Consider the following 11182-nt stretch of genomic DNA (forward strand, 5'->3'; position numbering starts at 1 on the left):
CAACTTATTTAAAATAAATGAAAAGTTAAATAATTCCAACAAGTTTTTTCAGGTAAAGTACTTCTTTGCGGGTAAGATGACGGTAGCGACCTTTTTCGAGCCCTTTGTATGTGATGCCGGCATAAGATTTCCTATCTAATTGCTTCACTTCGTAGCCAACAAACTCAAATATTCTCTTAACTTCGTGGTTTTTGCCTTCTGTAAGAGTAATAAATACTTTCGCCCTATCCTGCTGACTAATAATAATACTGCTGGGAGCCATTTTTTCGCCATCAATTTCAAGTCCGTCGGCAATTTTTTGAGCATCGGCTGGTTTCAGGGCTTTGTCTAACTTCACAGCATATTCGCGTGGTATTTCGTAGCTTGGATGAGTAAGCCTGTGGGCAAGTTCGCCGTCGTTTGTCAGCAACAAAACTCCTGTGGTGTTTCGGTCCAGTCGCCCAATCGGGAAAATTCGCGTTTGCTTTCGGACAATATCGAGAACCGTTTTACGGCTCTTTTCGTCCGAAGTCGTTGTTATTACATCCTTCGGCTTGTTTAGCACAATGTAAATATTATGCTCTTTGATGCTTACTGGATCGCCTTTGATGGTAACCAAATCAGATGGATGCACCTTTGCCCCAAGTTCGGTTACAACGGCACCGTTTACTTTGACCACACCGGACGAAATGAGTTCATCAGCCTTGCGGCGACTGCAATAGCCAGAGTCTGCAATATATTTATTAAGCCGGATTAACTCACTTTCGCTCGAACTTTTCTTGCGAGTAGTTTTTTTAGGTTTATTTTCGTTCATTGAATTTCCGTGATGTGTTTTTGTGGTCTTTGTCGGGGTAGAGGGATTTGAACCCCCGACCCCCTGGTCCCAAACCAGGTGCGCTAGCCGGACTGCGCTATACCCCGAAAAAGGAATACAAAATTAATAAGATTTTTTTATATAAACAAGTGTAATTTTTACTGAATTTTTATTTTTTTGCTTTTGATATATACCACCTCTCCGTGCATTTGTTGCTTATGTTGTATTTATATTATGATTATTGCGAAATTCGTCTGCTTTCAGATAACATAGAGATATTTATTAATCTTTGTTTAATTACTGCGGATACTTCTTTGCTAAATATTTTAATTATATAGTTCTATTTACTTCTTTCACCACAGGCAAATCATTTTCTGCTCTTTACAAAAATATTTTCTAAAAAAGCAAAAAATCAATTATATTTGTAAGATATATTGTTTTCAACAAATTAAAGGAGAAAGAATGAACATTCTGGTATGTGTCTCACGTGTTCCGGATACAGCCACAAGGATAATTGTCGGCAGCGACGGCAAATCCATCGACAAAAACGGAGTAAAGTATATAGTGAATCCTTATGATGAATTCGCTCTGGAAGAAGGTTTGCGTTTGCGTGAAAAAAATGGTGGCACTGTTACAGCTATTACAGTAGGAACCGATGCAGCTACTGACGTTCTTCGCACTGCTTTAGCTATGGGCGTCGATAAAGCCGTCCTTGTCAAAGGCGACGAACCAGCCGACTCCTACTATGTAGCTTATAATATCGCAAAAGTTGCAAAAGAAATTAACCCCGATTTAATTTTATTAGGTCGTCAAAGCATAGATTTCGACTCTTTCCAATTGCCTTCGATGCTTGCCGAAATGCTCGGTATGCCTTCGGTTTCGGTTGTTTCCGCTCTCAAAATCGAAAACAACCAAGTCGAAGCCGATCGCGACGTCGAAGGTGGCAAAGAAACAGTTTCGTGCTCGCTCCCTTGCGTAATTTCTGCTCAAAAGGGACTTAACGATCCTCGCTACCCGAAACTTCCCGACATTATGAAAGCTAAATCTAAACCAATCGGTACACGTGATGCCGAAAAAACTGCTCCACGCACATCCATTATCGGTATGGAAATCCCGTCAAAAGCCCGTGCAGCAAAAGTGCTCGAAGCTACCGACGCAAACATCGATGAAATTGTTCGCCTTTTGAAAGAAGAAGCAAAAGTTATCTAAGGAGGAAGCAAATGAAAAATATATTAGTATATCTCGAAGTTGCAAACAATAATTTAAAACGCGTTTCCACTGAAATCGCTACCGCAGCTTGCAAAATTGCCAACGGTGCAAAAGTTTCCGGTATTTTGATCAACTCAAACAAAGAAATTGCCGAACAAGCATCCAAATATGGAGTTTCGGAAGTAATTCTCGCTTCTGCTCCAAAAATTCAACTTCATTCTTCCACTGCCGTTGCAAAAATCGTTGCCGATGTTGCTAAAGAAATTGGTGCCGACTGCATCATTTTCCCGGCAAATTCCACTGGTCTCGAAGTTGCTCCACGCGTTGCTGTTAAATTAGACGCCGGCTATATTGCTGATTGCGTCGAGCTTGCTGCTGACGGCGACAACATAATTGCCAAAAAACCTGTTTATGCCGGCAAAGCAGTTGTTAAAACCAAGTGCGATACACCTATTGGCGTATTCTCGCTTCGTCCAAATGTTTTTGTTGCATCCGAAAACAAAACCAATATCGAAATTAAAGAAAAATCCTTCGAACTTAGCGATGCCGATTTGTCTGCAAAAGTTACAAATATTGCTAAAAACGAAGGAAAATTGGACGTACTCGAAGCTGATATTGTTGTTTCCGGCGGTCGTGGCATTAAAGGACCGGAAAATTATCACTTGATAGAAAATTTGGCAAAAACTCTTGGCGGTGCAGTTGGAGCTTCCCGCGCTGTTGTTGATGCCGGTTGGCGTCCTCACAGCGAGCAGGTCGGGCAAACCGGTAAAACTGTTTCCCCTACTCTGTATGTTGCCTGCGGTATTTCTGGTGCAATCCAGCACCTTGCCGGTATGAACGCTTCGAAATACATTTTAGCTATCAACAAAGACAAAGACGCACCTATTTTCAAAAATTGCGATTACGGTCTTGTCGGCGATATGTTCGATATTTTACCAAAATTGACCGAGAAAATCCAAAAAGCAAAAATGTAATCCGTCGCTTTCCTATATACAATTATGGGACACAATTCTGTGTCCCATTTTTTTATAAAAAAAAGTTGCCTGACTATTCAGACAACTTTTTTAAGAATGTATGCAGTGAGTTACTATCTCAATTTGAATCTGATCGGAATAGATACCCAGCAAGCAATTGGCTGACCATTCTGAATAGCAGGTGTAAAGCGTCCGTATTTGCGGATAGCATCTTCGGCAGCCTGATCGAGCAACTTATTGTCTGAATATTCAATAAGCATACGGCTAACAGTACCGTCTTTCGATACAAGCACGCGTACAATCACTGTTCCCTCGACACCTGCGCGGCGAGCCAACTCAGGATAAGAAACAAGCGATTGAAGTTTTGCTAAATCCACACCGGGTTCTTTTTCGACTGCAATAAATTCGTCTGGTTCTGGTTCTTTTTCTTTAATATCAACTTTCACAGGAGTTTTCGAAGCATCGAAATCAATATTAGCGGCAAAACCTCCCATATCCACACCATCGCCACCAGCAGCAGAAGCACGTGCAATATCCTTAACCGTTGCGAAATCTTTCAAATCAGGAGAGATTTGAGCATCAGGCACAGGCACAGGAGTTCCCGCACGAGCAGCCGGACCGGTATTCAACATAGTTTGTGTCGGCGGAGGAGGAGCATCCATAGCTGTCTCGTCCGACGGCGGAGGCAGGTTTTCGAGGTTTAGCTTCACCATCGGCGCCAACTTCGGAGCTTTGTTTCTTTGCTCTTCGATTTTCTGGAAAATAAAGAAAGTAATTAAGAATATAGCAAGCAGAGCTATAGATACCAACAATCCGCGAATTGTATAGCGACGGATAAACGCTTTGAGTTCCGCCGCACCATACGGACACGGAAGTGGTATTTCATCAATTGGAACATTTGCAACTTTCGCTTCCATAACTACAACTCCGCTAATTTTTTAATGTCTTCTTCAAGCATTGGAGCGATAGTAAATCTACGCTCACGTTTTTTAGGCTGCCCGTTCTCATCAAGTTCTTTTCCGATTTCTTCGGTAATTTTTACCTCTGCAAGATTTAATTCATCAAGAACTTTGATAACCATATCATAAGTAGCATCGTCGGAGATTTTCAATGAAGTAATAAGACGATTGCGAACATTCGGCATAAGGTTTTCGCGTTCGGCTAAGGCACGCAACTCTTTGAGTTCGATCGGTTGCGGATCGTCGCTACCTTTAGCATAGAACAATTTATCGTCGTCGCGAATAAAAATTTGCAGGAGTTCAGATTCGCGCACTTCTACTTGTTTGACAATCTCCGGTGGGATAGACATCTCCATTACTTGTGGAGCAGCCAAAGTGGTTGCAAACATAAAGAACGTCAAAAGAAGGAAGGTAATATCTACCAGAGGCGTCATATCGATATGAAAGCCTACGCGCTTCATCTTTTTTCTTTTAGACGCTTTTCCTCTTTTGGCACGTTCCGCTTTTAATTGACCACCACCACCAGCCATTTATTTTCTCCTTAGTATTCTAATTAATATAACAATTTGTTAGTTAAATTAGTTACTGTTTTTTATCAGTAACGTAATTGAACATTGTAGCACGGTTGCGACGAAGAATATCCATCGCATCGGCTATCCATTTAAATCTCAGTTTCTTATCAGCATCGATAGCAAACTTTGTCGCTGGGCGAACCACACGAGTTGCGAGCACCAGTTCGTTTAGCATATCTTTGTCCACTGGCAATTGGTGCTTAGAGAGCAATTCAGGTGTGAAATTTGGCATCTTCTGCCAGACAGCCTGACGGTCTGCCTCGTTGAGCACTTCGTAATAATACATTGTGTCGCTTGTTGCACTGTCAATGGCAACCTTGATTACTGCTAAATCTTTGTCTGGTATCGTTGCTGTATCGACAGGAGTCGAAGCTGGTCTTTTGATTACAAATTTCTGCTCGCTTTCTGCCTGTGTCTTGAACTTTGCTGTAAACATAAAGAAAGTTAGCAGAAGGAATGTAATATCGACCAGTGGGGTCATGTCTATTACAAAACCTACTCTTTTCTTTTTAACTTTAGCCACTTGCAGACTCCTTTTCTGCTAATTAGAAAAATTATTTTTTAGTTTTAATAGTGAAAATTTGTGTAATGTTCAAAATTGCTTCGTCTATCATATAAACGAAATTATCAACTTTTGTTGTGAAGAAGTTATATGCAACGATTGAAATAATAGCTGCTGCAAGCCCGCCAGCTGTATTATACAATGCTTCCGAGATACCAATCGACAACTGGATTGCCGAAACTGTTCCGCTTTGTGCAAGTGCTGCGAATGCACGAATCATACCGATTGTTGTTCCCAAAAGACCAACCATTGTTGCGATTGATGCAAGTGTGGAGAGAATTACAAGGTTCTTTTCAAGTAGTGGTGTTTCGAGGTTCATTGCTTCGTCGATTGAACGTTGAACTTCGGAGATTTTCTTTTCTGGACCGTAATTTTCGTCGTCTTTTACTTCTTTGAAGCGAGAAATTGCTGCACGAAGAACGTTAGCAATAGAGCCACGTTGTTTATCGCATTCAGCCAATGCTGCATCTAAATTGTCGTTTTCAAGATTTTTGATTACTGTGCGAATAAATGCAACAGGGTTGCCTTTGCCCTTTGCTTTGTTGATCGATAAGAAACGTTCTACTGTAAAAGTAACAGCCAAAATAAGGAATGAAATAAGTAATGCTACAAGTGGACCACCTGTGTAAACCATCCCAAGTACGTTTACTGGTTCATGTTTTGCAGCGTCCGCAAAGTTTGCTGGATTCCCCATTACAATAAAGTAAAATGCAAACGCAATTGCAATTGCTATCGAAATGGCAATTACATTAAACAGATTTTTCATAAAAAAACTCCATAATTTGTTAAAAGTTAATAAATATTATTACAACATTTTTATTGCTGATTGCAAATCATCTGCAACATTAAATACAGTTATCAGTTTTGTTATGATAAATATATTTTCGAGTGATTTATCTAAGTTGCATAAAATTATTTCGCCACCGCGTTTTGCAAAATTCGAGTGCGCAGCTATCAACACACCCAAAGCCGTTGAATTCAGATAAGTTGCTTTCTCAAAATCAATTATCAGTTTGTTTTTCTTCTCTTCGGCATATTTTTTCAATATATCGCGAAGCGCATCGGTTTCCTCGCCACCGATGAATTGCCCACGCAAATGGACTATCACTCCGCCTATCTGTTCTTCTACTTTTACCTGCGACATCTATTAACTCCTTTTATTATACGTAATTTCAAAAATAATAAAAAAAACATACTTATTATAATATTTTGTTTATCTTTGCTAATATTAAACAAAAATTAATCATTCATTATCGAATTTATTTATTCTTAATAATACCTTAATATTTATCTCACAATTAATGATACAACAATTTAACGCCTTATTTAGTTACTTGCCCAAGCAAAATTCTTGCGTGTCCGTTGAAATCTTTAATAAATTCTATCCTGAAAGCACCAAAAATCTCCCTCAGTTCCGTTTCCCTGTTCGCAGGAAGTTCGAGCAAAAAAGCCCCGCCACTACTTAATGCCGAAGGGAAAATTTCGGCAAAACGTCGGTAAAACGTAAGCCCATCGGCATCGTCTGTTAGTGCTTCTTTCGGTTCGTGGTAGAGCTCGCGTTCAAGCTGATTGTATTCCTCGAGCGAAACGTAGGGCGGATTTGACACTATCAGGTCGTATCTCTGTTTTGGTGCTACCTTCAGAATATCCGACTGGTAAAAAGTAATATTCCCTGCTTTGTTCAACTCAGCATTTTGCTTGGATGTTGCAATAGCCTTCGGGCTTTTATCTATTGCGACAATTTCAGCTTCGGGGAAGCATTTTGCCAGATAGATAGCAATACAACCCGAGCCAGTGCCAATATCCAATATCCTTTTGTAAGAACGCTGACGTATTAATTCTTCGGCTTTTTTTGCAAGAAGTTCGGTTTCCGGTCGCGGAATAAGCACCGAATTATTGAGCACCACTTCGATATTGAGAAATTGCTCTTTGTTTAGCAAATATTGCAAAGGTTCGCCAGACGCACGTTTTCGTAGCAATTGACGCATATGCTCGAGTTCGGTCTCTCCGAGCGGCATATCGTGCTTCAGATAAAGCTGCAACCTTTGTAAATTGAGAGTTTTCGATAGCAGTAGTTCTACATTTAATCTTGCACTTTCTACGTTGTGTTTTGTCAGATATTCCGAACCATTATTGATAATATCTAATATAGTTGTTCTTTTCATAACAGCTTGGATAGTAAAAGCGGAAAATGGAGTATAGACAGGTGGTGCACCTGCCTATACTGCAACGAATTTGGAAAGAAGCGACAGCAATGCCATACGAATAAAAACGCCGTGAGTAACCTGCGTTTGTATAAGGCAATTTGGATATGAACTAACTCTGTAATCAAGCTCAATTCCATAATTGACGGGTCCCGGATGCATTAGTACAAGGTCTGGCTTGCGAGAAAATTGCTCCAAAGAAACTCCATAATACTTGGAAAACTCGCGAATAGACGGAAGAATGCCACTTTCCATCCTTTCTCTTTGCAAACGAAGCATAAGCAGAACATCTGCCCACTCGATTGCGTCGTCAACGCTTTCAATTAATTTCACATCCCAGGGATTGAGGTATCTTGGCAGCAATGTGCCCGGCGAGCAAAGCGCCACCTCAGCCCCAAGAGTTTTCAATACGTTAATGTTCGAGCGTGCAACACGGCTGTGCAAAATATCACCTGCAATACACACCTTCAACCCTTCTACTCGCCCAAAATGACGCCACAAGGTGAAGCTATCGAGCAACGCCTGTGTGGGATGCTCGTGCTTGCCATCGCCGGCATTGAGGATTACACCGCGTGTGTTCTCCTGCAAAAATTTCGGAACGCCGCTATTCGAGTGGCGAACGACATACATCTGGACATCCATTGCTTCAATTGTCCGAAGCGTATCTATCAAAGATTCGCCTTTGGTCAGGCTCGACGACGACGATGCAAAAGAAATTGTGTCGGCAGAAAGTCTCTTCGCTGCAAGTTCGAACGAAAGTTTTGTGCGTGTCGATGGCTCGAAAAACGCAAGAGCAACAGTTATTCCTTTCAAATCTGTAAATTTTCTCTCTTTCGGATAATTTTCCAAAAAGAACTGTGCTTTCCCGAAAATTGCTGCGATATCTTCTGCGGTCAAATCTTCTGAGTTGATTAAGTATGGCTTGCTTAGTAAATAGTCATTATTCATAATTTTTTAAAAATTGAATAAAACAAATTAGGCAAAAATATAAAAAAAGCCGTTCATAATGAACGGCAATTTTTACAAACTTAAAAATTATTTTTTCTTCTTATTTTTAGCTGTCGAAGCAACTTCTTCTTTCAAAGTTTTGCCTGGCTTGAATCTTGCAACTTTTGTAGCAGGAATTTTAATTGTGTCGCCAGTACGTGGATTTTTGCCAGTGCGAGCTTTGCGGTCTGCAACTTCGAATGTGCCGAAGCCAACCAAAGTGAGTTTCTCGCCTTTTACGAGAATTCCTTTGATTGAATCAAATGTTGCATTGATAGCTTTTTCTGCATCAACCTTTGTCATACCAGCGGTTTCTGCTACTGCTTTGATTAAGTCTGTTTTGTTCATAAAACACCTTTAATTAATGAAAAAAAGAGAACTAATTAAAATTAGTTAAAAAAATGTTGCCTTTCTCTATAACGTTATTTTTCAAGGATTTCACGACACTTTGCAAATATCACGTTGTAAATATATAAAGTTTTTCAACAACTTACAACATTTTTTTTCTAAACAAGTAATTTTTTTTCATTTTTTATTTTTTTTGATTTTTCTGTGTAGAGACGCAATGCATTGCGTCTCTACCGTTGTTTCTTTTGCGTCTCTACATACGGTAATTGCATTGTGTCTCTCAGCATACAAAAAAAGGGCGAGAATTACTCTCGCCCCTTGCTTTTTGCTTTATTTATTCGCTATCTGACTGATATTTTTTGTCTCAATTTTCACAGGGAATTGCTTTCGTAGGCGGCTAAGCCATTCTTCGGTAAGTCTTTTCTGAATTAAATCCTGAATTTTTGGTGCAATATCCGGGATTGCCTCTTCGAACGACTTTTTGCGTGCATCCTCGATTGCATTCACTTTGATAATTGAATAGCCTTGCTCATAAGCTACTGGCTCGGACATATCGCCCGGGCGGAGTTTCTTTTCGGAAGCAAGTTTTGCAAGCTGGTTGCGGTCAAGCGGAAGAAGTCCGTGATGACCTTTTTTTGCACGCATTCCTATTCTCTGGGTGTGTTTGTTTGCAGCATCATCGAAACTAATTGCACCGGAACGTAGTTGCTTATAGACGCTATCGGCATCCGCTTTTTGCAAAAAGTAAATCTCGCTTATATCATACATAACCGGACGCGTCAAATCCATTGATGTTGTGTCGTAATAAACTTTTGCTAACGCAGAATCGAACTTCATTTTGTCCCATACTTCGAGAGCCTCGACTTTGAAAAGCAATATGCCATCGCGAAACTCTTTCACCAAATCGTGAAATTCCTCGTATTCCTTTTCTAAATTGCTTGTTGCATAATCAACGACACGCGATTCAACTATTTTCTTGATTGCATTGCTTAGCCCATCGCGATTGAGCGGAGTGCCACGAAGCTCTTTCGAAGTAGAAACCTCACCAATGAATCTGCCAACAGTTGTGTTTTCGCCACGCAAAGTAAACAAATTCTGTTTCCTGACCGGTTCAGTTACCGACGCCTCCCAACCTTGCTCAAGGCTTGTTTTGGTAGTGTCGAGCTGATTAACCAATGCATCAAGAGCCTGGTCGTTCTTTTTGAACCCGTATTCTTGTTCAAGCTTTTCTATGTATTTCATCTTATCTTCTGAAAAATAGAGACGTTTGTATGTAGCCCTGAGTTCATCGAGTTCGGCTGCAGTGTTTACTGGCAATATAGAATCAACTTTGAAAATATGGTAATAGTTTTGGGTAAAAACAGGGTCTGAAATTTCCCCGGCTTTTAGCTTATAAATTGCTTCTTCGATTTCCGGGATATAAGTTTCCTGCGTGTTGTTCAAACCGGTAGAACGGCTATAATATCCATCGACTGCCCCACCTTGCGGTGCAGTGCGTGTATCGATGCTATGCTCTTTTGCAATTGCGGCAAAAGAAGCTTTGCCCTGACGCATTAATTGAACTAAACTATCGGCTTTTTGCCTGAATTCTTCATCGCTGAACTTATTATTTTTGTTTTCGAGAACTATCGAACGCATTTTCAGATAGTTACGGGGCGATTCGTCCAAAGCCTTTATTAGAAAATATCCGAAATTAGTTCTTACTGGTTGCTTTGTATATTCGCCTTTTTTCAATTTATATATTTCTTCTTCCAGAATTCTATTGACACGCCCAACCGTTATATAGCTCCGCACAACACCACCGTTCCGGGATGTTTCCGGGTCGTCTGAATATTTTTTGGCAACTTCTTCGAACGGAACGCCTTGCTGCAATTCATTCAACGCATTTTTGATTTTTTCGTATGCTGCGGTAGTATCGTTGTTAGCCCCAACTATAGCAATAATAATCGCAACTTTGTATTCTTTTTCACGCATTTTTTGCCATCTCTCAAGAGTAGGTTCGGTTAGTTTCTTTTCGAAGAAGAAAGATTCGGCAAGCAACTTCCGGTTTTGGCTGATGTCTTCGACAACCGCAGAATCTTTGTCGAAACCACGAGCAATAGCGTCCTGAACTTTCAGTCTATAATTTACATAAAGATTAACAAAATCGATGATGCTATCTTTTGGCAAATCGGTTAGCTTTTGATGCTTGCGGTTCATATTTTTCTGGAATGCGCGCTCGACTTGCTTATAAGTAATGTTTTCCTTGCCAACTGTTGCCAGAACAATGTTTGAATTGTCAGTTGGTTTCTTCTTCTGGGCAAAAGAAACAAAACTAATTCCAAATAATAGAATCGCAACGATAATCCATTGCTTCATAATTCCTTACCTCTATGAGAATTAACAATTTGTATGCAAAATATTAAGTAAATTACCATTTTTTTTCCGAATTACAAAGAAATCGAACGGCTAAGTGTTGTATTTTCAATTGACCTGTTCATTGCCTTCTGCTTAATCGTAATTATTGGGAATTTGCATTCCGTGTAAAAAGAAAGGGCTACCTTCGGGGGTAGCCCTTCCTTGCTTGTCTAAACC

General features: G+C 40.2%; 12 protein-coding genes and 1 tRNA gene. 2 read left to right on the top strand and 11 right to left on the bottom strand.

Annotation, left to right across the window (positions count from 1 at the left end):
* Window positions 1–25 precede the first annotated feature (25 nt).
* Both ACY2LT_RS07585 and ACY2LT_RS07590 read right to left on the bottom strand, forming a co-directional pair.
* The gene (locus ACY2LT_RS07585) at window positions 26–793 is read right to left on the bottom strand and encodes a pseudouridine synthase (RefSeq protein WP_491814916.1); all 768 of its coding nucleotides are present in this window, start codon (window positions 791–793) and stop codon (window positions 26–28) included.
* Between the two features lie 32 nt (window positions 794–825).
* Window positions 826–900 (bottom strand) — tRNA-Pro (locus ACY2LT_RS07590).
* Window positions 901–1255: 355 nt separating this feature from the next.
* On the opposite strand from ACY2LT_RS07590, the gene ACY2LT_RS07595 reads away from it, so the two are divergent.
* A complete protein-coding gene (locus tag ACY2LT_RS07595; RefSeq protein WP_491814918.1) occupies window positions 1256–2002 on the top strand; it encodes an electron transfer flavoprotein subunit beta/FixA family protein in 747 nt (248 codons plus the stop codon).
* 11 nt (window positions 2003–2013) lie between these two features.
* Window positions 2014–2976, top strand: coding sequence for an electron transfer flavoprotein subunit alpha/FixB family protein (locus tag ACY2LT_RS07600; protein ID WP_491814919.1), 963 nt, complete (start codon window positions 2014–2016; stop codon window positions 2974–2976).
* A 113-nt stretch (window positions 2977–3089) separates the two neighbouring features.
* Here the strand turns inward: ACY2LT_RS07600 and ACY2LT_RS07605 are convergent, their stop codons facing one another.
* The 9 genes from ACY2LT_RS07605 to ACY2LT_RS07645 form a co-directional block, all read right to left on the bottom strand.
* Window positions 3090–3893 carry an energy transducer TonB gene (locus ACY2LT_RS07605; protein WP_491814920.1) on the bottom strand — a complete coding sequence of 268 codons (804 nt, stop codon included), beginning with the start codon at window positions 3891–3893 and terminating at the stop codon, window positions 3090–3092.
* 2 nt (window positions 3894–3895) lie between these two features.
* Window positions 3896–4465, bottom strand: coding sequence for an ExbD/TolR family protein (locus tag ACY2LT_RS07610; protein WP_491814921.1), 570 nt, complete (start codon window positions 4463–4465; stop codon window positions 3896–3898).
* 52 nt (window positions 4466–4517) lie between these two features.
* Entirely contained in the window at window positions 4518–5030 is a 513-nt protein-coding gene (locus ACY2LT_RS07615; protein ID WP_491814922.1) for an ExbD/TolR family protein, read from the bottom strand.
* A 31-nt stretch (window positions 5031–5061) separates the two neighbouring features.
* Window positions 5062–5835 carry a MotA/TolQ/ExbB proton channel family protein gene (locus tag ACY2LT_RS07620; protein ID WP_491814923.1) on the bottom strand — a complete coding sequence of 258 codons (774 nt, stop codon included), beginning with the start codon at window positions 5833–5835 and terminating at the stop codon, window positions 5062–5064.
* A gap of 39 nt (window positions 5836–5874) precedes the next feature.
* Window positions 5875–6213: an STAS domain-containing protein gene (locus tag ACY2LT_RS07625; protein ID WP_491814924.1), complete on the bottom strand. Its 339-nt coding sequence runs from the start codon at window positions 6211–6213 to the stop codon at window positions 5875–5877.
* Window positions 6214–6391: 178 nt separating this feature from the next.
* Window positions 6392–7234, bottom strand: a complete 843-nt coding sequence (gene prmC, locus ACY2LT_RS07630; RefSeq protein WP_491814925.1) for a peptide chain release factor N(5)-glutamine methyltransferase — start codon at window positions 7232–7234, stop codon at window positions 6392–6394.
* Between the two features lie 54 nt (window positions 7235–7288).
* Window positions 7289–8221: an aspartate carbamoyltransferase catalytic subunit gene (locus ACY2LT_RS07635; protein WP_491814927.1), complete on the bottom strand. Its 933-nt coding sequence runs from the start codon at window positions 8219–8221 to the stop codon at window positions 7289–7291.
* An 87-nt stretch (window positions 8222–8308) separates the two neighbouring features.
* The gene (locus tag ACY2LT_RS07640; RefSeq protein WP_491814928.1) at window positions 8309–8608 is read right to left on the bottom strand and encodes an HU family DNA-binding protein; all 300 of its coding nucleotides are present in this window, start codon (window positions 8606–8608) and stop codon (window positions 8309–8311) included.
* 330 nt (window positions 8609–8938) lie between these two features.
* Window positions 8939–10966 carry a peptidylprolyl isomerase gene (locus ACY2LT_RS07645; protein ID WP_491814929.1) on the bottom strand — a complete coding sequence of 676 codons (2028 nt, stop codon included), beginning with the start codon at window positions 10964–10966 and terminating at the stop codon, window positions 8939–8941.
* Window positions 10967–11182 lie beyond the last annotated feature (216 nt).

Source organism: Eximiradius proteiniborus (genome assembly GCF_058546985.1).

Bases quoted from the DNA above. Each gene is read 5' to 3' on its own strand.
- ACY2LT_RS07585 (WP_491814916.1), bottom strand. From the start codon at position 793: ATGAACGAAAATAAACCTAAAAAAACTACTCGCAAGAAAAGTTCGAGC.
- ACY2LT_RS07595 (WP_491814918.1), top strand. From the start codon at position 1,256: ATGAACATTCTGGTATGTGTCTCACGTGTTCCGGATACAGCCACAAGG.
- ACY2LT_RS07600 (WP_491814919.1), top strand. From the start codon at position 2,014: ATGAAAAATATATTAGTATATCTCGAAGTTGCAAACAATAATTTAAAA.
- ACY2LT_RS07605 (WP_491814920.1), bottom strand. From the start codon at position 3,893: ATGGAAGCGAAAGTTGCAAATGTTCCAATTGATGAAATACCACTTCCG.
- ACY2LT_RS07610 (WP_491814921.1), bottom strand. From the start codon at position 4,465: ATGGCTGGTGGTGGTGGTCAATTAAAAGCGGAACGTGCCAAAAGAGGA.
- ACY2LT_RS07620 (WP_491814923.1), bottom strand. From the start codon at position 5,835: ATGAAAAATCTGTTTAATGTAATTGCCATTTCGATAGCAATTGCAATT.
- ACY2LT_RS07625 (WP_491814924.1), bottom strand. From the start codon at position 6,213: ATGTCGCAGGTAAAAGTAGAAGAACAGATAGGCGGAGTGATAGTCCAT.
- prmC (WP_491814925.1), bottom strand. From the start codon at position 7,234: ATGAAAAGAACAACTATATTAGATATTATCAATAATGGTTCGGAATAT.
- ACY2LT_RS07635 (WP_491814927.1), bottom strand. From the start codon at position 8,221: ATGAATAATGACTATTTACTAAGCAAGCCATACTTAATCAACTCAGAA.
- ACY2LT_RS07640 (WP_491814928.1), bottom strand. From the start codon at position 8,608: ATGAACAAAACAGACTTAATCAAAGCAGTAGCAGAAACCGCTGGTATG.
- ACY2LT_RS07645 (WP_491814929.1), bottom strand. From the start codon at position 10,966: ATGAAGCAATGGATTATCGTTGCGATTCTATTATTTGGAATTAGTTTT.